The organism is Sandaracinus amylolyticus (assembly GCF_021631985.1).
Classification (GTDB): Bacteria; Myxococcota_A; Polyangia; order Polyangiales; family Sandaracinaceae; genus Sandaracinus; species Sandaracinus amylolyticus_A.
In genome coordinates this window covers 6938510-6960359 of record NZ_CP070225.1, presented here as the reverse complement: position 1 = coordinate 6960359, position 21850 = coordinate 6938510, and the positions used below count along the sequence as shown (strand labels likewise).

Below are 21850 nucleotides of genomic sequence, written 5' to 3'. Positions count from 1 at the left end.
CGCGTGGAGGTATCGTCGATGTGTGGAGGGGACCACGGGGGCGTGGCTCGGGCGTTATCTCGAGCCCGAGACGATCCGCAGCGACGGCGCGTTCGCGCGCTTCGCGACGCGCCGGCTCGACGACGGCGCGGCGTGTGTGGTGATCACGGGCGCCGAGGCACCGCTCGCCGCGCTCGCGCGTGCGCATCGCGAGGTGCGCCATCCGTCGATCGCGCCGGTGTCGCACGCGGGCGAGCTCTTCGTGGAGCTCGCGTGCGACGCGCGCATCGACGGGATCGAGCTCGTCGCGCGATGCATCGCGCAGCGGCGGACCCTCGAGTACGCGCAGCTCGATGCGCTGGTGATCGCGGTGTCCGACGCGCTGCGTGCCGCCGCGTCGTGCGGGGTGTTCGCAGGAAGGCTCTCGCTCGCGAGCCTCTTGGTGTCGGCGCGCGGAGAGCTCGCGCTGATCGGGCTCGGCCATCGGGTCGCGGTCGACGACGAGCGCGGCACGATCGCGGTCGCGCACGCGGTGTTCCAGGCGCCCGAGGTCGCAGCGGGTGGTGCGGCGAGCGCGTCGGGTGATCTGATCGCGTGCTGGCAGATGTGGAAGGCGCTGCTCGCGCACGCCGAGCTGCCCGACGCGCTCGCCCGCGCGCTGCGTGGTGAGCCGCGCGAGGAGGACGCGTCGATCGCGTCGTCGCTGCGCGAGATGGAGCGCTGGGCGAGCGAGAGCGCGGATCGCCGCGCGGAGTGCGACGAAGGCGAGCGGCGGTGGGCCGCGCTGCGTGCTGCGATCGGCATCGAGCCCGACGCCGACGACCTCGCGCGTGTGCTCGGCGACGTCGCGCTCGGTCTCGATCCCGGATTCCAGCTCGACGAGTGGGGCGAGGCCACGGAGGAGAGCGTCGCGCTCGGCCCCGCGGGCGCGTGGATCGACACCGCTCGCGGCGAGCGGGTGAAGCTCGGCCCCGCGCTGCGCAACGTGCTCGCGCTCCTGTTGCGACGTCACGCCGAGGACCCGGGGCGCACCACGTCGACGTGGGAGCTGCTCGAGGTCGGCTGGCCCGGCGAGTCGATCCAGCCCGACGCCGGCGCGAACCGCGTGTACGCGACGATCCGCCGGCTGCGCAACATGGGCCTGCGCGGTGTGATCGAGCGGCACGACGACGGCTATCGCATCGTGCCGGGCGCGCAGATCACCTGGATCCAGGACTGATCGGAGATCCCGAACGGATCGTCCGATCGTTCAGGAGATCCGAATTCCCGGCAGGAGCATCGACGCGAGCCGCTCGGGCGCGCGGACCCGCTCTCGCTCGGCCCAAGCGCGCGCGGCATCGCGGTGACGCACGTCGTGCGGCGCGAGCGCGATGCGCACCGCCGCGGACCACAGGCCGAGCTCGGCGCGATCGAGCGCGTCGAGCGTGCGCTCCAACTGCGCGAGCGCGCGATCGGAGCCGTGTGCAGCGTCGGCGCACGCGCCGAGCATCGAGGCGAGCGCGCTGGTCCAGGGGCGCGACTCGCGCTCGAGCTGCGCGATCACCAGCCGCGCCCAGGCGAGACGCGGCGGTGAGCCCAGCGCGATCGAGGTCGTCGCATCCATCACGAGGATGTGCGCCCGCGTCCACTGCGTGCGCGCGAGCAGCGAGCGCGCGAGCCGACCGCGGGTGCGCGCATAGCGCGCGCGAGCCTCGCGCGTGCGTCGTTCGTAGAGCGCGACCGCGACGCGGCCCCAGAGATCGAACCAGTGCTGCACGACGAAGCCCCGCGCCCCGAAGCCGTCCATCGCGGCGTCGAGATCGGCGCGCGCCCGCGCCGGATCGTCGGCCGCGAGCCAGCGCAGGATCATCAGGCCCTGGCGATGGTTGGTCAGCGCGTAGCGCTCGCCGCGCTCCTCCGCGACGCGCTCGTGCTCGGCGAGTCGGCGCGCGAGCGCATCGAGCCGGCCTTCGACCGCCAGCGTCGCGTTCGCGAACGTCTGCGAGGTGACGAGCTCCTTCGTCGTCCCGATCGTCTCGCGCGCGAAGATCGCCTCGGCGCGCTCGCAGTGCGCGCGGGCCCGCGCGTTGTGCCCGAGGTGGAACTCGGTGAGCGCCGACGCGGCCTCGAGACAGCCGCGCGCATACGCGTCGCCGTGGGCCTCGGTGAGCGCGCGCGCCTGCGCGAGGACGGCGCGCGTGCTCGCCTCGGCCGGCCCCGCTTCGTTGGCGAGGAACGCGGTGTGCCACGAGAGCGTCGCGGCGAGCCTCCGTCGATCGCCGATCACGAGCGTGCGGTGCAGCGCTTCGGTCATCAGGTCCGCGGAGCGGATCGAGTCGACGACCGAGAGCCCGACCGCGCCCGAGACACACGCGTCGATGCGCCGCAGCTCCGCGGGATCGGGCGCGCGCTCGTCGCGCGGCGCGAGACCGAGGTGGCGGATGCGCACCCGGTTCGCGAGCAGCGTCGCGACCGCGTGCATCGGTGAGCGTCGGACCACGACGCCGGTGAGCGCGAGCACCTCGTCGAGGAGCGCGGTGCCCTCCTCGAAGAACCCCGAGCGCAGGAGCTGCTCGGCGGCGCGACGCCGCAGGTCGAGGCGGCGATCGGGATCGTGCTCACCGCGCTCGGCCTCGAGGTACCTCGCGGCGTCGCGCCCGCGGCCGGCGTGTGCGAGCGCGTCGCCGAGCGCGACCCGCAGCGCGCGGGTGTGAGCCTCGTCGTGCGCACGATGGGCGATCGCGAAGCGATAGAGCTCGGCGGCGCGCGCGAACGCGAGCGTCTGCGCCGCACGATGCGCACCCGACTCCGCGAAGGACGCGGCGCGCTCGAGCTCTCCGGCGCCCTCGAAATGCCGGCAGATCCACACGGGATCGACGCCCGCGCGTGTCTCGAGGACCTGCGCGAGCGCGCGGTGCACGTCGCGCCGTCGCGGCGTCTCGAGCTCGCCCGCGACGATCTCGCGCACGCGGTCGTGGTAGGGCTCGATCTCGCTCGACCCTCCCGCGCCCGGTCGCGAGCGCGCGAGGCGCGAGGTCGTGAGCGCGCGCAGCACGCCGACGTCGACGCGGGTGCCGGCTGCGCTCGCCGCGAGCTCGGGCGCGAGCGGATGACCCGCGACGCAGAGCGTCTCGATCATCGCGCGCGCCGGAGGATCGAGCGCCGCGATGCGCCGTCGCAGCGCGACGCGCGCGAGCTGATCGGGATCGGACGCATCGTCGTCGGCGCCGCCCAGCGCGAGCGCCTCGAGCAAGAACGGCGATCCTCCGCTGCGCGCGACCTCGCGCGCGTGGCGCGAAGGATCGATCCCGAGCGCGTCGGCGAGCGCAGCGGCCTCGATCGCATCGAGCGGCGGCACGTCGATCGTCGCGACGTCGCGCATCGCGATCGCGCCCAGCCGTGCGAGCGGTGCGAGCCCGCGCGGCTCGTCGCGATGCGCGGCGATCACGCAGACGCGCGCGGCACCGAGCGCCACGAGCGCGTCGTGCAGGAGGCGCGCGCCGTCCTCGTCGGCCCACTGCAGATCGTCGATCGCGACCACGATCGTCCGTCGCGACGCGAGCTGTCGCAGCAGCGACGCGAGCGCGGTGCCGATGCGGCGGCGTCGCTCGCTGGGATCGGCGGGCGCTCGTTGCGAGGTCGCGACGCCCGCGGCGTCGAGCACCGAGTGGAACACCGGGAACGCCTCGACGAGCGCGGCGACGTCCCCGAGATCGTGGAGCTCGTCGCGCAGCGCGTCGTCGCTCGCGAGGCGGCGCGCGAGCGCGTCGAGCACTGCGTCGAGCGTCGCGTAGGGAACCGTCTCGTGCTCCGAGCAGCGCCCTCGCAGCACCAGCGTGGTCGCGCCCTCGGCGCGCGCGAGCACGCGATCGAGCAGCGTGGTCTTGCCGATCCCCGCGGGCCCTCGGACGAAGCGCACCACGGGCGTGCCGCTCGATGCGCGGGCCAGCGCCGAGGCGAGCTCGTTCGCGAGCCCCGCGCGCCCCACGAACGTGCGCGCGATCGCGAGCGAGGGCGGCGCCGAACGACGGGCCAGCCGCGCGCTCACCTCGCGTGCGCTGGGCCGGGCATCGGGATCGGGATCGAGCAGCGCGTCGATCACGCTCGCGAGCTCCGCGTCGGCGTGCGGCGCGACGTCGCGCACCCGCGGCGCACGCCGCACGAGCTCGCTCGCGAGGACCGCGGGCGCGTGTCCGTCGAAGGGACGGCGCGCGGTGAGCATCGCGAACCCGAGCACGCCGAGCGCGTAGAGGTCGCTCGCCGGGCTCGGGGCGCGACCGCGCATCAGCTCGGGCGCGACGTACGCCGGCGTTCCCGCGGGCGCGGCGCGCTCGACGCGCGATGCATCGGCGAGCGCGAGCCCGAAGTCGAGCAGCACCGGTGTGCCGCGCGCGTCCACCCACGCGTTCGAGGGCTTGAGATCGCGATGCACGATCCCGCTCTCGTGCAGCGCCGCGAGCCCCGCGGTGAGCCCGGCGAGCACGTCGCGCGCGCTCTCCCGGCCGTGGCGCTCCACGTGGGTGCGCACGTCCACGCCGCGCACCAGCTGCATCGTGAAGAAGCAGACTCCGTCGCGCACGAAGAGCTCGTGGAACGCGACGACGTTGGGGTGGCTCACCGACGCGAGGGTGCGGAACTCGTCCTTCAGCGCGAGCAGCGCGCGCGCATCGAGCTCGTGCGGGACCTTCAGCGCGACGCGCGTGCGATGCGCGCGATCGAACGCGCGGAACACCGAGGCGTACGCGCCCGCGCCGAGCTTCTGCTCGATCTCGAAGCGTCCGTCCGCTCCTTCGACCGAGCGGAGGACCTGGGCGATCGACGCTCCGTCGCGCTGCATCTACTCCGCGTACATCGTGACGTCGGTCGCCGCGAGCGACGCCATGCGCACCGTCTCGTCCCAGTCGGGATGGCGCACGACCACGTGCCCGTCGGAGAGCAGCGTCTGCTTCCAATTGCGGCGCGGCGTGCCGGGGCGAAGCAGCGCGTCCTCGACGACGTAGGGCGCGCACGCGCGCTTCCACGCCTCGAGCCCCTCGATGCGCGTGATGCGACCCTGACCCTTCGCGCGCTTGAACACGATCGCGACGTTGAACTTGCGCTCGGTGCGCGCCTCGAAGGCGTTCCAGCACACGGCGCGCGCCCACTCGCGGAAGAGATCGACGTCGGACGTGTAGTTCATCTGATCGACGAGGTGCGCCCCGCCGGGGCGACACCCGATCTCGCCGAACACCGCCTCGCCCTTCGGCGTGAGGAACCACTCCATGTGGGTGAAGCCGTCGCCCATGCCGAGCGCGCGCAGCACGTCGCGACCGAGCGCGATCCCGGGCTGCAGCTTGCGCTGACCGAGATCACGCACGGTGACGATCACCGGGCTGATCCACTCGTGGGTGCGCGCCTCGAGCGGCTTCGGGAGGTAGCGCGCGACGTTCTCGTACACCGGCGCGCCGCCGATGCAGATCGTGTCGTAGGTGTGCTCCTCGCCCTCGACGTACTCCTCGACGCTCGCCTCGACGACGTGGCCCATCTTCGCGAGCGCGCTCTCGAGCTCCGCGCTCGACGCCACACGATAGGTGTCGGCGCTGCCCGCGCCCGAGATCGGCTTGATCACCACGGGGAACCCGATGCGCTCGGCGGCCTCGCGCGCCTCGGACGTGGTGCGGATCCGGAACGCACGCGGCACCCTCAATCCCGCGGCGGCGACGCGCTCCTTCATCAGCTGCTTGTCGCGGAACGCGCGCACCGTGTCGACGCTCATCCCGGGCACGCCCCAGCGCTCGCGCATCCGCGCCGCGAGCACGACCAGCGGCTCCCAGTTCGCCAGCACACGATCGATCTCGCGCCCGCGCAGCCACGCCGAGACGCGCTCGATCACGTCGTCCTCGTCCATGATGCGCGGCACCTGCAGGTAGTCGTGCAGGTGCGGTCGCACGTCGCGCGGCAGCGCTTCGCGCGGCGTGTCGCCCACCCCGAAGACCTGCGCGCCGACCTCGGCGAGGCCTCGCGTGTACTGCTGCATCTCGGGGGGATAGGACGGGGAGAGGAAGACGACGCGCATCGAGATCTCGACGCTAACACGACGTCGCGCGCGATTGACGTCCTGCGCGCCGACCGTCGATGCTGCGCTCAGATGCCGCGGAACCTGATCTTCGTCGCGCCGTTCCCGCTCGAGACCACGATGCGCTTCGCGCGCGCGCTGCCGCGGCTGCGGGACGTGCGGGTGCTCGCGATCATGCAGGAGCCGCCCAAGGGCGACGACGTGCAGGTGTTCGACGACGTGGTGCGCGTGACCGACGCGCTCTCCGCGCGCGATCTGATCGACGCGACGCAGGTGCTCGCGTCGCGGCACGGCGCGCCCCATCGCGTGCTCGGCATCCTCGAGGCGGTGCAGGTGCAGCTCGCCGCGGTGCGCGCGCACTTCGGCGTGCCCGGCACCGACGTGCGCACCGCCGATCTCTTCCGCGACAAGGCGCGCATGAAGGACGCGCTGCGCGCGGCGGGCCTGCCCTGCGCGCGTCATCGCCTGCTCGCGAGCATGCGCGACGCGGAGGACTTCGCGCGCGAGGTTGGCTTCCCGATGGTGCTCAAGCCGCCCGCCGGGATGGGCGCGAAGGCGACGTTCCGGGTGAGCGCGATCGATCAGCTGCGCGGCGCGATCGACGGAATGCGCGTCAGCGCGCAGAAGCCGATGCTCGCCGAGGAATTCCTGCGCGGCCGCGAGCACAGCTTCGAGACGATCACGACCGGCGGAGAGGTGCGCTTCCACTCGGTCTCCGAGTACTTCCCGACCCCGCTCGAGGTGCTCGAGAACCCGTGGATGCAGTGGTGCTGCGTGCTCCCGCGCGAGCTGACGCGCGAGCACGACGATGCGCGCGAGGTCGGCGTCGCGGCGATCCGCGCGCTCGGTCTCGACGACGGGTTCACGCACATGGAGTGGTTCCGCCGCGCCGACGGATCGATCGCGATCGGCGAGATCGCGCAGCGCCCGCCGGGCGCGAACATCACGCGCATGACCGGGCTCGCGCACGACTTCGATCCCTATCTCGCGTGGGCGCGCTCCGTGGTCGACGGCGCGTTCGACGGACCCTACGAGCGCCGCTGGTCGGTCGGCTGCGCGTTCTTGCGCGGCATGGGCCGCGGTCGGGTCGCGCGGCTCGAGGGCGTCGACGAGGCGAACGCGCGGGTGCGCCAGTACGTCGAAGAGGCGAAGCTCCCGACGATCGGCGCGCCCAAGAGCGACTCGTACGAGGGCGACGGCTACGCGATCGTCCGCGCCCGAGACACCGACACCGTGAAGAGCGCGCTCAAGACGATCATCGAGACGGTGCGTGTGCACTACGCGTGAAGGATCCTCACGCGTTGGCACACTGTGCCGCGCACGAATTGCGCGGGTTTCGCGGGCACGGAGCGTGCTGTGCCCGTGCGCATGAACCCCGATCGTCACGGCGTGCGCATCGTGATCGCGATCGCGCTCGCGGGGTCGCTCCACCCAGGTTGCTCGTGCTTCGGTGGATGCGGCCCCGTCATCGATTGCACGCCGATCTCCCTCGGGGTCCCGGACTTCCCCGACGGCTCGCTGGTGATCGACGCGAGCGACGAGCTCCTGTGCTCCGACTACGGCGCGCACTGCGACGACGTCGTGTGCACCAGCGGTCTGATCTGCCGCCGCGAGGTCGCGATCACCGCGCAGGCGGAGCAGCCCGACGGCACGCCGGCGCCGCCGCTCGAGGTCCTCGCGTTCCCCGGCGGTCTCTGCACGCAGGAGTGCGATCCCGACGACCCCTCCACGTGCCCCGGGTGCACGGTGTGCGTGCCCCACGTCGTCGCGGGGCGCGCGTTTCTCGCGGGCCCGGTCCGCGCGCCGGGCCTCTGTCGCCCGCGCTGCACGAGCAGCGACGAATGCGGCGAAGAGTACGCCTGCGATCCCGTGCTCGGCGCGTGCGTCGAGCGCTGCACCTCGGACTCGCAGTGCGCGTACGTCACGACCGACGACGGCGTGCTCGCCTACGCGCCCGACGAGCGCTGGATCTGTGGAAGCGCAGGGACCTGCGTCGTCCAGAGCACGATCGGAGCCGCGTGCACCGACTCCGAGGACTGCGAGATCGGCACCGAGTGCCAGATTTCGCTCGGCACCTGCACCCATCGCTGCGCGAACGATCACCAGTGCCCGCTCGACACGCGCTGCGCCGGCGTCGACGGCGAGGGCTGGTGCGTGGTCGAGTGCCTGGTCGGCGACGACGCGCCCGAGGATCGTGTCGGCTCCTCCGGCCACGGCAGCCGGTGCGACGCCGGGCTCGCGTGCGTGTCCGACGGCACGTGCCGGCGCGGCAACTACAACGACGTGCTCGAGCCGAACCTCGGTGCCGCGTGCACGATCGACGCGGAGTGCTGGTCGCCGTTCGGACGCGGTGAGTGCTTCCGCGCGACTCCGTCGCTCGAAACCGGCGTGTGCGTGCTCTCCGAGTGCGCGCCCGACGCCGATCTGTACCCCGACATCGATGTGTTGGACGTCGTGCTCTGCGACCCCGAGCGCGGCGATGCGTGCGTGCAGCTCACCGAGGGCCACGCGCGCTGCGTGCACACCTGCGAGTCCGCCGACGCGTGCGCGCCCGGCCACGCGTGCATCGAGCCGTGGCAGCTCGCGCCGCGCGTGTGCACGTCGCACTGCGTGCACGACGTCGACTGTCGCGGGAGCGAGGTCTGCCGCGCGCCCGACGGCCTCGCGTGCATCACGTCGGGCGACTGCACGTGTGTTCCGTCGTCGTCGACTGCTCCCTGACGGTGATAGTCTCGCGCCCTCGTGCGCATCCTGCTCGTCTCGTCCGAGGTCGCCCCGTTCGCGAAGACCGGCGGCCTCGGTGACGTCTCCGCGGCCCTCCCTCGCGCGCTCCGCGCGCTCGGTCACGAAGTGCGTGTCGTCGCGCCGTTCTATCAGCGCGTTCGCACCAGCGGCCGCACGTTCGAGCGCGTGCTCCCACCGAGCGAGCTCTCGCTCGGCACGCATCGCTACACGTTCTCGGTGCTCTCGTCGGAGCTGCCCGGCAGCGACGTGCCGGTGCTCTTCGTCGACTGTCCCGCGCTCTACGAGCGCGCGTCGATCTACACCGAGGACGCCGACGAGCACCGGCGCTTCGCGCTCCTCTGCTGGGCCGCGCTGAAGCTCTGCCAATACCAGCAGTGGGCGCCCGACGTCGTCCACGCGAACGACTGGCAGACCGCGCTCCTGCCGCTGATGCTCCAGACGGTGTTCGCGTGGGATCGTCTCTTCGAGCACACGCGCTCGGTGCTGACGATCCACAACATCGGCCACCAAGGCGCGTTCCCCGCGAGCATCCTGCCCGACACCGGCCTCGCCGACGCCGCGTCGTCGTTCCATCAGGATCAGCTGCGCGACGGCCGCCTCAACTACTTGCTCACCGGGCTGCTCTACGCGAACGCGATCACCACGGTGAGCCCGACCTACGCGCGCGAGATCACGACCGTCGAGCACGGCGTGGGGCTCGATCCGTTCCTCCGCGCGCGACGCGACGTGCTCTTCGGGATCCTCAACGGGATCGATCCGAGCGAGTGGAGCCCGGAGCGCGACATGCGCATTCCGTTTCGCTTCTCGCGCGACGACCTCACGAACAAGGAGCGCGACAAAGAAGCGCTCATGTCTGCGATGAAGCTGCCCTACGTGCGCGGCGTGCCGGTGATCGGCATCGTGTCGCGCCTCGTCTGGCAGAAGGGCTTCGAGCTCTGCGACGCGGTGCTCCCGACCTTGCTCGCGCGGCGCGACGTGCAGGTCGTCGTGCTCGGCAGCGGCGAGGGCCGCTACGAAGAGCTCTTCGCGCGCCTCGCGCGCCAGCACCCGCGCAAGCTCGCGTTCCATCGCGGCTTCAGCGAGCCGCTCGCGCACCTGATCGAAGCGGGCGCGGACATGTTCCTCATGCCCTCCCGCTACGAGCCCTGCGGGCTCAACCAGATGTACAGCCTCGCGTACGGCACCGTGCCGATCGTGCACGCGACGGGCGGCCTCGCCGACACGGTGCGCACCTGGGACGCGCGCACCGGCGAGGGCAACGGCTTCTCGTTCGAGCACTTCGACGCGAGCGGTCTCGCGTGGGCGCTCGGCTACGCGCTCGAGACGTGGAACCGCCGCGAGCAGTGGGCCCGCCTCCAGCAGAACGGCATGCGCGACGACTTCTCGTGGACGCGGCGGGTGCGCGCGTACGAAGAGCTCTATCGCGCGATCGCGCCCTGACGTGATCGAGCGCTTCCACATCGGCGCCATCGATCCGAGCGAGCACGCGCGCGTGCGCGACGAAGTGCTGGCGCAGCTCTCGCGCGCGCTCCCGAGCTGGGCGGAGGCCCTCGAGGTCGGGAGCACCGCGGTGCCGGGCGTGATCGGCAAGGGCGACATCGATCTGCTGGTGCGGGTCCCGCGAGAGCGCTTCGACGATGCGCGCGCGATCGTCGATCGCCTCTTCGAGCGCAATCCACGCCAGCTCTCGAACGAGCAGTACCAGGGCTACCTCGTTCCCTCGCACCTCGACGTCGCGATCCAGCTCACCGTCCGAGGCGGACCCTACGACGACTTCGTGGCGTTCCTCGACGCGCTGCGCGCGAGCCCCTCGCTCGTGGAGCGGTACAACGCGCTCAAGCGCGAGTGGGACGGCCGCGAGATGGACGCGTACCGCGAGGCGAAGAGCCGCTTCATCACCGAGGCCCTGTCCCGGCGGTGACGTCGGAGGCGCGCTTCTGCGTGGCCTCATGTCGCGATGAGCCGAGAGGCGCGCAGGGCCCCGACGCTCATGTCGAGATGCGCCGAGAGGTCGCTCGGGCCTCGAGCGCCCATCTCGAGATGAGCGGGAGGGCGCTCGGGCCCCGAGATCTCATCTCGAGATGAGCGGGAGGGCGCTCGGGGCCCCGAGATCTCATCTCGAGATGAGCGATGAGGGCGCGGGGCCTCGAGATCTCATCGCGAGATGAGCGCGATCCTCAGGTCTCGGTCTCTTCGTCGTCCTCGCGTTCCTCGGCGCCGCGCGATCCCACGGGGCGGATCGAGTAGATGGCGGGGAAGCGCCCCTCGCCGCCCTCGGGGAACAGCGCGATGCCGAAGCGGCGCACCGAGCCGTAGGCCTGCTCGAGCACGCGGAACGCGCGGTTCGCGTCGTCGCGCGCCGTGCTCACGTCGGGCGTCTCGCCGCTGCTCAGCTCGGCGAGGATCGCCGCCGCCGCGTCCTTCGCGGCGCGCGCGTCGGTGCGCCGGTAGTGCACGCCGCCTTCGGCCACCCGCGCCGCGTTCTTCCGGTACAGCGCGGCGAGGCGGGTGAGATCCTCCGCGAGATCGGCGTGGCCCGCGCCGGCGCGGATCGAGGCGAGCTCGATCGCGGCGCCCTCGTCGCCGTCGAGCACGTACTCGGCGACCTTCATCATGCGCGCCTTGATCGCGCTCGCGCGCTGCAGCGTCGCCTCACCGAGGCGCGCCGACGACTCGCCGGCAGTGGCGCTCGCGCGCCTCGCGACCGCGTACCAGAGCGCCCACGCCGCGGGGCCGATCGTGTTGCGCACGCTGGGGCTCAGCAGGTCGTCGGGCAGCCGATCGAAGCGCGCCTTCACCGCTGGCTCGGCGAGGTGTCGCGCGATCCGCAGGCCGAACAACGCTGCCTGCTGGAGATCGAGCCCGCGTGGTGCGCTCGGATCGCGCACCGCCGCGCGCAGCGCCGTGGTGTCCCTGAACCCTCGCTCCGCCGCCTCGGCGTCGTAGCGAACCTCTTCGTCTCTCGTGTCGGGCATGGCGCGATCGTAGCCGACGCTGCTGCGCGCGAGCACCCACGCGCGCGGCTGATCATCCGTCGGGCGATCCGCGGACGGATCGCGACACCGCGGCGCGATCGCTGCGGACCCGAGATCGCAACGTGCGCGCATCCGACCTCGATGCGCGTGGAACGTGTCGTGCTCACGACGCGCCCCGATGCGAGCTCTCTCGATCGCGTGCGCCATCGTCGCGCTCTTCGCAGTCCCGGCGCGCGCGCAGACGATCTCGTCGCGCTCGTGGTCCGATCCCCAGCCCGGCATCCGCCTGCTCACCGGTCGCACCACCTCGCCGACGACGCGCTTCTGGGCGCTCTACGTCGATCTCTGCGCGGACCGCGTGCACGTCGCCGCGACCTCGCGCCCGACGAGCCGTCGCACCGCAGCGTCGTGGGGCGCGTCGGTCGGCGTGCAGGCCGCGGTGAACGGCGACTTCTTCCGCACCGACACGTCGACGCCGATCGTCTACGGACAGGCCGCGGGCAGCGGCGCGGCGTGGCCGGTCGCGCAGACCGGCGAGGCCGCGGCCTATCGCGACGACTGGTACTACCGCGACTACGGCTGGATCGCGTTCGGCCCGAGCTGGGTCGAGTTCGGTCACTCGGGCGCGGTGAAGCGCGCGGGCGGCGCGACGCAGGGCTTCATGCCGGGCACCGTCACCGGCGCGATCCCCGAGGGCACGACCGCGCTCGTCAGCGGGTTCCCCGAGCTCGTCACCGAAGGTCGTCGCTACACCTGCTCGAGCCCGACCGCGACGTCGTGCTTCCCCGATCGCAGCGACATGCGCGCGCGTCATCCGCGCACCGCGATGGGGCTCAGCGAGGATCGCCGCACGTTCATCCTGCTCGTCGTCGACGGTCGATCGTCGGTCTCCGCCGGCATGTATGGCACCGAGCTCGCGTCGCTCATGGATCAGCTCGGCGCGTGGCAGGCGTTCAACCTCGACGGCGGCGGCTCGAGCCAGATGTGGCTCGAGGGGCGCGGCACGATCAACGCGCCCTCCGACGGCACGCCGCGCGTCGTCGCGAACCACTGGGGCATCTTCGCGGGCACCGCGGGCGGTCGGCCGGTCGCGCCCGGGAGCTGCATCCCGCGCGAGCTCGACGACTGCTTCCGCACCTCGCAGGACGGCGGCACCTGTGGCGAGCTCGAGGCGATCCTCGGCGCGAGCGATCTCGGGCGCACCAGCGACGTCGACGGCGACGGTCGCGCCGACGTGTGCGCGCGCGGCGTCGCGGGCTGGGCGTGCCGTGCGTCGACCGGCGATGGATTCGCCGACGCGGCGTTCGCGATCGACGCGCTCTCCGATGCGTCGGGGTTCGATCAGCCCTCGCGCTTCTCGACGATCCGCACCGGCGATCTGAACGCCGACGGTCGCGCCGACGTGTGCGCGCGGAGCAGCGCGGGCGTGCGCTGTTGGATCGCGAGCGGCGACGGATACGGCGCGGCGATCTCGGGCCCCGCGCTCGACGACGCGGGCGACTGGGATCGCGCGATGTACTTCTCCACGATCTGTCTCGCCGACGTCGACGGAGACGGACGCGACGATCTCTGCGCGCGCGGCTACTCGGGGCTCCGATGCTGGCGCAGCACCGGCGACGCGCTCGAGGCCGAGCCGCGCGAAGGTCCGGCGTGGGGCAACGCCGCGGGCTTCGATCAGCCCTCGCGCTACGGCACGATCCGCTTCGGCGACGTCGACGGCGATCGTCGCGCCGATGCGTGCGCGCGCACCGCGAGCGGCATCGAGTGCTTCCTCTCCGATGGCACCGCGCTCACCCGCCGCATCGAAGGTCCGGCATGGTCCGACGCGAGCGGCTGGGGCGCGACGAAGCACTGGAGCACGATCCGTCTCGCCGACGTCGACGGCGATGGACGCGACGATCTCTGCGGCCGCGGCGCGAGCGATCTGCGCTGTCATCTCTCGACCGGCGAAGGCTTCGCGGCGAGCGCGACGATCGTCGCGCCGCTCGCCGACGAGAGCGGCTGGAGCGATCACGACAACTACGCGACGCTGCGCGTCGCCGACGTGACCGGCGATGGCGCGGACGACCTCTGTGCGCGCGCGAACGCCGGGATCCGCTGCTACGCCCGCGAAGGTGACGCGTTCCGCACGATCGACGGTCCCGCGCTCGCCGACGCGCAGGGCTGGGACGACCCGCGTCGGTACTCGACGATCCGCCTCGCCGACGTGACCGGCGACGGGCTCGCCGACGTCTGCGCTCGCGGCGCCGACGAGTACGCGTGCTGGCCGTCGACCGGCGACGGATTCGGCGCGGCGATCACGCTCGCCGCGTTCCGCGACGCGCAGGGCTGGGGCGATGCGCGCTTCTACTCGACGATGCGCGTCGCCGGCCCGGCGTGCGTCGCGCGCGACGAGGAGTGCGACGGCGACGACGACGACTGCGACGGCGCGATCGACGAGGGCGCGTGCGAGAGCGACGGCGGCGTGAGCGACGACGCGGGGAGCGCGAGCGATGGCGGTGGCGAGCGCGACGCGGGCACGCGCTCCGACGCGTCGATCGAGGAGCCCGCGAGCGCCGGAGGCTGCGCGTGTGGCGTCGCAGGTCGCGGCACTGCGCGCGGCGGGTGGACGATCGCGCTGCTCGTGCTCGTCGTCTGCCTCGTGCGTCAGCGCGAGCGCTTGCGCTTGCCCCGCGCGATCTCGGTCGCGAGCGCATCGAGCCGCGGCTCCCAGAACGTGCGGAAGCGATCGAGCCACGCGTCGACCTCGGCGAGCGGGCGCGCGTCGACCGCGTAGACACGGCGCGTCCCTTCGACGCGCACGCTCGTGAACCCGCTCTCGCGCAGCACCTTCAAGTGCTGGGAGACCGCGGACTGCGTGATCCCGAACTCGCGCCCGACGACCGCGACGATCTCACCCGAGGTGTGCTCGCCTTCGGCGGCCAGGAGCTCGAGGATGCGCCGCCGCACCGGGTCTCCCAGGACGTCGAAGGCGTGCATCAGCCGCCAGTGTAGAACGCGATCGTGCGCTCCGCCTTCTCGCGGGCCGACTCGCGATCTTCACCCGACGCGGCGTGCGCGTCGCCCCACGCCTCGCCGCTCTCGCGCACGAATGCCTTCCCGTCGCTCGACGCCATCCACGCATCGACCGCCGCGCGATCGACCGGCGCGCCGCCGGCCGCGATGTGCAGCGCGAGACCGTAGAGCGCGAGATCCCAGCCGATGCCCACCGCGCCCGGGCCGTACTTCGCGAGGTGCTCCTCGCCGATCCCGTCGCGAGGCGCGATGTGCTCGAGCGTGAGCTTCGTGCGCGCGCCGTCGGGCGCGAGGCGCACGTTCACCCAGCTCGTGCCGCCGCCGAACTCCCAGGTCACGTCGAGCGCCTCGGGGCGATCGCAGCGCGTGATCGTCCCGCCGGCGTTGCCGACGAGCTGATAGCGCCCGCCGACCTTCAGCTCGCCTTCGATCGGCAGGAACCATCGCGGCAGGCGCTCGGGGCTCGTGAGCGCCTCCCAGAGATCCTCGATCGTCGTGTCGTAGGTGCGGATCGCGACCGCGACCATCGCGCGTGTGCCGAGGTGCTCCCGGTCCTCGATCCGACGGAACTCTGCGCCGAGCGCGTTTCGCATGGCTGACCTCCTCGCATCCGTCTAACAGGCGATGCTTATATTAGCAAGCGCTGTTGCTTGCGGCGGATCTTCGCGCTCGGATACGATCGCGCTCGCCGCATGCCCATCGACGTCGTCTTCCTCGAGCCGTGCTTTCCCGCCAACCAGCGCGAATTCGTCCGCGCCCTGCACGCCGTCGGAGCGCGGGTGACCGGCATCGGGGAGCGACCGAAAGAAGCGCTCGACGACTCGCTGCGACACTGGCTCTTCCACTACGAGCAGGTCGGCAACGTCACCGACGTCGCGCAGGTCGAGAAGGCCGTGCGCTGGATCCAGCAGAAGGTGCGCGTCGATCGGCTCGAAGCGGTCGTCGAGGCGCACGTGATGTGCGCCGCGCAGGTGCGCGAGGCGTGCGGCATCCCCGGCACCTCGGTGCGCACGACGTTCCTCTGCCGCGACAAGCCGTCGATGAAGGAGATCGCGCGCCAGCACGGCATCCCGACCGCGCAGTCGCTGGGCACGAACGATCCCGACGCGGCGCGCGCGTTCGCGGCGAAGGTCGGATACCCGCTGATCGTCAAGCCGCGCGACGGCGCGGGCGCGTCGGGGACGATGCGAGTCGACTCCGACGCCGAGCTCGAGAATGCCATTCGCGAATATCGACTCGGGCGCGGCGGGAGCGCGGCAGTCGAGGAGTTCATCGAGGGCCACGAGGGCTTCTACGACACGATCACGATCGGTGGTCGCGTCGTGCACGAATTCGTCTGTCACTACTATCCGAACGTCCTCGAGGCGATGAGGACGCGCTGGATCAGCCCGCAATTCGTCTGCACCAATCGCGTCGACTCCGCGCCGGCGTACGAAGAGCTCAAGGCGCTCGGGCGCAAGGTGATCGGGGCGCTCGAGATCGGCACGTCCGCCACCCACATGGAGTGGTTCTTCGGGCCCAAGGGGCTGAAGTTCAGCGAGATCGGCTGTCGTCCTCCCGGCGTGCGCGCCTGGGACCTCTACGCCGCAGCGAACGACTTCGACATCTATCGCGAGTGGGCGCACGCGGTGGTGCACGGTCGACCGTCGCAGTCGCTGTCGCGTCGATTCAGCGCGGGAATCATCGCGCTGCGCCCCGATCGCGACGGAGTGATCTCGCACTACGAAGGGGTCGAGGAGATCCAGCGTCGATATGGAGAGTGGGTGATCGACGCCCACCTGCCGCCCCCGGGCACGCCGACCCAGCCGGTGGAAGCGGGCTACATGGCGAACGCGTGGGTGCGCATGAAGCACCCCGACTACGACGAGCTGCGCCGCATGCTCGACGCGGTGGGCCAGACCGTGAAGGTCCGCGCTCGCTAGAAGAGCCAGCCGACACCGAGCATCAGGCGCCCCGCCGGAAAGTGCACGCTCTCCGCGTCGCTCGGCACGTCGGTGCGGACCCAGCGCCCCCGCGCGCGTGACTGCACCGCGACCTGCAGCAGGATCTCGAGCCGCTCCTCGTCGGTGAGCCGCAGCGCGGCCTCGAAGAGCCCGCCGGCGTACGAGGTCATGCGGCCCACGCTCGCGATGCCCTCGAACCCGAGCTCGGCGCCGACTCGCATCGCGACCAGCGGCACCAGCACGAGCCCGATCATCACGCGCACGCCGCCCGTCACGAAGCCGGTGCCGCTGCGCTCGACGATCTCGCCATCGGCGCGCGCGAGGCGCTGGTCGTCGTAGGTCTGCCCCGCGCCGACGAGCAGCGCGCGCAGGTGCGCTTCGGGCGCGAGCCGCACGTCGGCGCCGACCGCGAGCTCACCGCCCGCGAAGAACGACGTGTCCTCGGGCTCGGCGAGGAGCACCGCGATCGCGCCTCCCTGCACCACGAGGTGCACCGTGCCCGTGGGCTGCCAGCGCGGCGCGGGTGGACGCTCGTGCTCCTGCGCCGAGGCATGCGCGCACACGCCGAGCGCGACGAGAAAGGCAGCGAGGGTGCGAATAGGTGGGCGCACGCCCGCGATTCTGGTCGAAAACGCCGATCGGGGCGCGTGCGTTTTTTCTGTCGGTCGGGAGTGCTCGTCCCGGAGGGCCCGGACGGGAGCGCGCGGAGGCGCGAGCCGATCTTTTTTCGTGAACGGTCATCCGACGAGCGGGCACGCAGGGTCGAACCCCCCGCTGGAGCCCCCCGTGACGCCGCGACCGACCCTCTTCCTCTCGATTCTCGCGCTCGCGCTGGCCATCACGCCGCGCGCGCTCGCGCAGGACGTCGTCATCATCGTGCCCGCCGAGCCCGCGCCGCCGCCACCGAGCGAGCCGATCGCGCCCGCGCCCGTGGCCGAGGTCGCAGTCGAGCCCGCGCCCGAGCCCGAGCCCGAGCCGGACGTCTTCGCGCCGGGCTTCTTCTCGATCGGTCTCTCGGGGCTGGTCGGGCTGCGCGATGCGCCGCACCACGAGATCTCCCCCACGTGGACCTCGGGCATCGACGTCGGCTTCCGCGTCCTGCCGTGGCTCTCGGTCGGCGCGCGCCGCATCGGCTACGGGCACGCGACGACGCTGGTCGGTGATCGCCACGCGATCGGCGCCTCGCCCGCGCTCGAGCTCACGATGCCGCTCTGGGAGCGGGTGCAGCCCTACGCGCAGGTCGGTGCGGGCGTGCAGGTGCGCTTCGGCGGCGCGCAGGGTCGCACCACCGGCATCGCGCCGTTCATCGGCGGCGGCGTGCGCTTCTTCGTCGCCGAGATCTTCAGCATCGCGGTCGAGTCCGCGATGCACGTCCCGGTGACCGAGGACGGATTCCTCTTCGGTCACGAGGTGCTCCCGCAGGGCTCGGTGGTCCTGCAGGGCGGCCTCGCCTTCGCCTTCCACATCCAGTGATCCACGCTTCGCAGGAGCCACGCATGCGCGCCCTCATCCGTACGACCCTCGTCCTCGCGCTCGCCACCGGTTGCACCTTCAACGCGAACGCGTTCACGCGCGACGTGCAGGCCGAGAGCACCGAGGACATCACCAAGCTCCGCGTCGATCTCGAAGGGCTCGGCACCACGTTCGACGGAGGTGATCTCGTGGTGCGCGGCGCCGATCGTCTCGGCGCGTCGGCCGAGGTCACGATCTCGGGCCTCGCCGGCGTCGGCGACGATCCCGACCAGATCGCGAACGACGTGCAGGTCGATCTCCCGAGCGGCGGCGACTCGGTGATCGAGCTGCAGCTCGCCTACGACGGCTCGGCCGCGGAGAACGTGTGGGTCGACTCGGTCGTGATCGAGCAACAGATCGGCACCGAGCTCGACGTGACCGCGGGCGCCGCGAGCGTCGATGCCGCGGAGCTCGACGCGCCCTTCGTGAACATCCACACCGGCTCGGGCTCGATCCGCCTGCGCGACGCGGACGAGGTGATCCTGCAGGCCGGCTCGGGCTCGATCGACGTGGTCGCGGGCAGCGGTCGGCTCCAGGCGGACTCGGGCTCGATCACGATGGTGATGAGCGGCCCGGTGCTCGCCGACACCGACTCGGGCTCGATCGACGGATCGTTCGGCGGACACGGCGAGCTCTCCGCGGACTCCGGCTCGCTCGATCTCGAGCTCACCACGCAGCTCGACGGCAACGTCACCCTCGGCACCGGCTCGGGCTCGATCACGCTCGTGATCCCCCGAGGGGCGGGGATGAGCCTCGACCTCGACGCAGGGAGCGGCAGCGTGACGGTGCGTGCCGGCGAGGTGTCGCGGTCGGGCGAGAGCTTCAGCGGCGCCATCAACGGCGGCGGGGAATTCACGGTGCGCGCGCGCGCCGGCAGCGGTTCGATCACCGTGGTCGAAGCGGACTGAGCCGAGTCTTCGGAGGGGTCTTGGAAGACCCTTCCCCCCGACCGGCAGAGCCGGATCGGGTCCCCCCTTCCCAAACGCTGCGCGCGGGTCCCCAACCCGCTTGCTCTCCGTTCGGCCGGGTTCGATCGATCGACAGCCTCTGAAGCGAGCATAGGAGACGCGTCTTGCTGTTCTCGGCAGCCACCGCCATAACCGCCGCCGTGCTCGGCCGAACCGCGCACCAGGCCCCCGCGTCGAGCGAGCAGGCGCTCGTCGAGCGCCTGAAGCGCGGCGATGCTGCTGCGCTCGGTGAGGCCTACGACCGGCACCACGAGGCAGTGCGCGCGTTCGCGCGACGCCTGCTCGGCAACGAGGCCGCGGCCGAGGATCTCGTGCACGACGTGTTCGTCGCGCTGCCCGGTCTGGTGGGTCGCTTCGAGGGTCGCTCGAGCCTGCGCACGTACCTGGTGTCGATCGCGTGCAACCACGCGCGGCACGCGAAGCGCGCGACGGCACGCAGGCTGGGCGCGCTCGAGCGCCTCCACGCCGAGCCGCGCGACAGCACGCCCGATCTCGAGGCCGCGGAAGAGCGGCGGCAGCTCGCGGAGACGATGCGCCGGTTGCTCGATGCGCTCCCGATGGAGCAGCGCGTCGCGGTGGTGCTCTGCGTGGTCGAGGAGCGCACGTCGGTCGAGGCGTCGGAGATCATGGGTGTGCCCGAGGCGACGGTGCGTACGCGTCTCTTCCACGCGCGCCGCAAGATGCGCGAGATGCTCGAGGCGGAGGCCCGTGCCGAGGCACGCGCCATTGGGAGCGAGGTGCGCCGATGAGCGACGACGAATTCGACGCGATGCTGTCGCGCGCCGGACGCGCGCTGCGCGACGAGGTCGGCGGAGAGTCGGACCAGGCCGCGCGGACCCGCGCGAAGATCCTCGCGACCCAGCGCGCGAGCGCGCAGCGGACGATGTTCGCGATGGCCGCGGCGGCGGTGCTCGCGCTCGGGCTCGGCGTGCCGAGCGTGTGGGCGTGGTCGACCGGTCGCCTCGATGCGTGGCTCGGCGGCGACGAGCCCGCGCCGGTGCAGCACGAGGTCGCGCCCGCGCCGGTGCGCGAGGTCGCGCCGCGCGAGGAGGTCGAGGTCGAGCCGCCGGAGCCCGAGATCGTCGCGCCCGCGATCGAGCCGGCGCCCGAGCCCGTCGTGATCGAGCGCCGCGAGCGCGCGCCCGAGGTCGAAGAAGACGACGTCGACGATCGCCGCATGCAGGGCGTCGATCCCGCGGAGCGTCGCGCCTATCGCGAGGCGCACGCGCTGCACTTCGATGCGCGTGATCCCGCGGGCGCGCTCGGGGCGTGGGAGCGCTATCTCGACGCGTATCCCTCGGGGCGCTTCGCGCTCGAGGCCCGCTACAACCGCGCGCTGTGCCTCGTGCGCCTCGGTCGCGACGGCGAAGCGCGCGACGCGCTCACGCCCTTCGCTTCGGGCGAGCACGGGAGCTATCGACAGCGCGAGGCCGCGGAGCTCGTCGAGGCGCTGAGCGAATGAGCGCGGGGGGGATGCTGGTGCGCGCGGCGATCTCGATGGTCGTCGTCGTCGCGCTCGGATGGTGCGGGACCGCGAGCGCGCAGGAGGTCGGCGCGATCGAGCTCGTGACGCGTGGGCTCGATGCGCGCAGCGTCGACGTGGAGCAGCTGCGTCGTGCGCTCGCGGAGGAGCTGCGCACGGACGTGCGGGTGCGCGTGGTGGCGCGCCGTCGCCGCGAGGGCACGACGATCGTGGTGCTGCGATCGACGGGACGCGTCGAGATCGCGGTCGAGCACGAGCGCGCCGACGGAACGCGGCTGTCGCGCGCGATCGTGCTGCCCGACGAGGCCGACGAGCGCGTCGCGAGCGTCGTGATCGTGATCGCGAACCTGGTGCGCGACGAAGCGAGCGAGCTGCTCGCGATGCTGCGGGCGCGACGGGGCGCGGAGCCCGAGATCGAGCCCGAGACGGAGCCCGAAGTCGTCGCCGAGCCCGAAGTCGTCGCCGAGCCCGAAGTCGTCGAGACCGAGCCCGTGGTCGTGGCGGAGACCGAGGTCGCGCCCGAGGCTCCGGTGGTGGCGGAGACGACGGCCGCCGAGCCGACGCCCGAAGTGCGCATCCGCACCTCGACCGCGACCACCGAGGCCGACGCCTCGACCACGCCGGTCACGACGACGAGCAGCCTCCCGCGTGATCCCTTCATGCGGCTCGGGGTCGAGACGCTGATGGGCAGCGTGCCGCGCGGGACCGGGCACGAGTTCACGATGCTCGGCGGGTTCCACCTCGCGTTCATGCCCGAGCAATTCCTCGCGTTCGGGCTGCGCGACGTCGGTGGTGGCGCGGTCGGCGCGAACGGTCGCACCCACTACGAGCTCACGCCCTTCGTCGAGCTCGCGTGGCGCGCGATCCCCGAGCTCGCGCTCTACGGCCAGGTCGGCGCCGAGGTGCAGATGATGGTGCTCGGTGGGCGCGATCCCGCGGCGGGTGTCGCACCGATGATCGTGCTCGGCTCGCGCTTCCACGTCGTGCGCGAATTCTCGATCGGAATCGAGACCGGAATTCACGTGGTCGCGACCGAGTCGTTCCTCACGCACTTCCACGGGCTGCCGCTCGGCGCGGTGCTCTGGACCGGCGGGCTCTCGCTGCTCTTCCACATCTCCTGATCGCGCGCTCGGGCATGCCAGCAGCCCGTTGCTCGATCAGCCTGTTGAGCGGTCGATCGACAGGCTGCTAGAGTC

Annotated in this window: 17 protein-coding genes and 1 pseudogene; 12 read left to right on the top strand and 6 right to left on the bottom strand. The window is 72.3% G+C overall.

Annotation, left to right across the window (positions count from 1 at the left end; translation table 11 throughout):
- Window positions 1-22: 22 nt before the first annotated feature.
- A complete protein-coding gene (locus I5071_RS29465; protein WP_236516582.1) occupies window positions 23-1198 on the top strand; it encodes a helix-turn-helix domain-containing protein in 1176 nt (391 codons plus the stop codon).
- A 30-nt stretch (window positions 1199-1228) separates the two neighbouring features.
- Here I5071_RS29465 and I5071_RS29460 read toward each other — a convergent pair whose 3' ends face one another.
- Together I5071_RS29460 and I5071_RS29455 are read right to left on the bottom strand one after the other, a co-directional pair.
- Window positions 1229-4795, bottom strand: coding sequence for a serine/threonine-protein kinase PknK (locus tag I5071_RS29460; protein WP_236516581.1), 3567 nt, complete (start codon window positions 4793-4795; stop codon window positions 1229-1231).
- The gene (locus I5071_RS29455) at window positions 4796-6013 is read right to left on the bottom strand and encodes an ATP-grasp domain-containing protein (protein ID WP_236516580.1); all 1218 of its coding nucleotides are present in this window, start codon (window positions 6011-6013) and stop codon (window positions 4796-4798) included.
- A 72-nt stretch (window positions 6014-6085) separates the two neighbouring features.
- Between I5071_RS29455 and I5071_RS29450 the strand changes: the two genes are divergently transcribed.
- The 4 genes from I5071_RS29450 to I5071_RS29435 all read left to right on the top strand — a co-directional run bounded on the left by I5071_RS29450 (window position 6086) and on the right by I5071_RS29435 (window position 10679).
- Window positions 6086-7300, top strand: coding sequence for an ATP-grasp domain-containing protein (locus tag I5071_RS29450; RefSeq protein WP_236516579.1), 1215 nt, complete (start codon window positions 6086-6088; stop codon window positions 7298-7300).
- An 81-nt stretch (window positions 7301-7381) separates the two neighbouring features.
- The gene (locus I5071_RS29445; RefSeq protein WP_236516578.1) at window positions 7382-8734 is read left to right on the top strand and encodes a hypothetical protein; all 1353 of its coding nucleotides are present in this window, start codon (window positions 7382-7384) and stop codon (window positions 8732-8734) included.
- 21 nt (window positions 8735-8755) lie between these two features.
- Complete coding sequence (gene glgA / locus I5071_RS29440) at window positions 8756-10198, top strand: glycogen synthase GlgA (protein ID WP_236516577.1); 1443 nt, start codon at window positions 8756-8758, stop codon at window positions 10196-10198.
- A gap of 1 nt (window position 10199) precedes the next feature.
- The gene (locus I5071_RS29435) at window positions 10200-10679 is read left to right on the top strand and encodes a GrpB family protein (RefSeq protein WP_236516576.1); all 480 of its coding nucleotides are present in this window, start codon (window positions 10200-10202) and stop codon (window positions 10677-10679) included.
- 256 nt (window positions 10680-10935) lie between these two features.
- On the opposite strand, the gene I5071_RS29430 is transcribed toward I5071_RS29435, so the two are convergent.
- A complete protein-coding gene (locus I5071_RS29430; protein WP_236516575.1) occupies window positions 10936-11733 on the bottom strand; it encodes a hypothetical protein in 798 nt (265 codons plus the stop codon).
- Between the two features lie 178 nt (window positions 11734-11911).
- Here I5071_RS29430 and I5071_RS29425 point away from each other — a divergent pair.
- A pseudogene (locus tag I5071_RS29425) lies at window positions 11912-13459 on the top strand (phosphodiester glycosidase family protein); the annotation flags it as partial.
- A gap of 920 nt (window positions 13460-14379) precedes the next feature.
- Here the strand turns inward: I5071_RS29425 and I5071_RS29420 are convergent.
- On the bottom strand, window positions 14380-14712 hold the full coding sequence (locus tag I5071_RS29420; RefSeq protein WP_236516574.1) for an ArsR/SmtB family transcription factor: 333 nt from the start codon (window positions 14710-14712) through the stop codon (window positions 14380-14382).
- Window positions 14712-15341 carry an SRPBCC family protein gene (locus I5071_RS29415; RefSeq protein ID WP_236516573.1) on the bottom strand — a complete coding sequence of 210 codons (630 nt, stop codon included), beginning with the start codon at window positions 15339-15341 and terminating at the stop codon, window positions 14712-14714. Before I5071_RS29415 ends, I5071_RS29420 begins: the two co-directional genes overlap by 1 nt.
- A 99-nt stretch (window positions 15342-15440) precedes the next feature.
- On the opposite strand from I5071_RS29415, the gene I5071_RS29410 reads away from it, so the two are divergent.
- Complete coding sequence (locus I5071_RS29410) at window positions 15441-16670, top strand: ATP-grasp domain-containing protein (RefSeq protein ID WP_236516572.1); 1230 nt, start codon at window positions 15441-15443, stop codon at window positions 16668-16670.
- Here the strand turns inward: I5071_RS29410 and I5071_RS29405 are convergent.
- Window positions 16667-17254, bottom strand: coding sequence for a hypothetical protein (locus I5071_RS29405; RefSeq protein ID WP_236516571.1), 588 nt, complete (start codon window positions 17252-17254; stop codon window positions 16667-16669). The genes I5071_RS29410 and I5071_RS29405 overlap by 4 nt on opposite strands.
- 223 nt (window positions 17255-17477) lie before the next feature.
- Between I5071_RS29405 and I5071_RS29400 the strand changes: the two genes are divergently transcribed.
- The 5 genes from I5071_RS29400 (at window position 17478) to I5071_RS29380 (ending at window position 21775) form a co-directional block, all read left to right on the top strand.
- Window positions 17478-18164, top strand: coding sequence for a hypothetical protein (locus tag I5071_RS29400; RefSeq protein ID WP_236516570.1), 687 nt, complete (start codon window positions 17478-17480; stop codon window positions 18162-18164).
- A 23-nt stretch (window positions 18165-18187) separates the two neighbouring features.
- Window positions 18188-19111 (top strand): DUF4097 family beta strand repeat-containing protein, encoded by a 924-nt coding sequence (locus I5071_RS29395; protein ID WP_236516569.1) that lies wholly within the window; start codon window positions 18188-18190, stop codon window positions 19109-19111.
- Between the two features lie 164 nt (window positions 19112-19275).
- Entirely contained in the window at window positions 19276-19920 is a 645-nt protein-coding gene (locus I5071_RS29390; protein WP_236516568.1) for an RNA polymerase sigma factor, read from the top strand.
- On the top strand, window positions 19917-20633 hold the full coding sequence (locus I5071_RS29385; protein WP_236516567.1) for a tetratricopeptide repeat protein: 717 nt from the start codon (window positions 19917-19919) through the stop codon (window positions 20631-20633). Before I5071_RS29390 ends, I5071_RS29385 begins: the two co-directional genes overlap by 4 nt.
- A complete protein-coding gene (locus tag I5071_RS29380) occupies window positions 20630-21775 on the top strand; it encodes a hypothetical protein (protein ID WP_236516566.1) in 1146 nt (381 codons plus the stop codon). Before I5071_RS29385 ends, I5071_RS29380 begins: the two co-directional genes overlap by 4 nt.
- Window positions 21776-21850 lie beyond the last annotated feature (75 nt).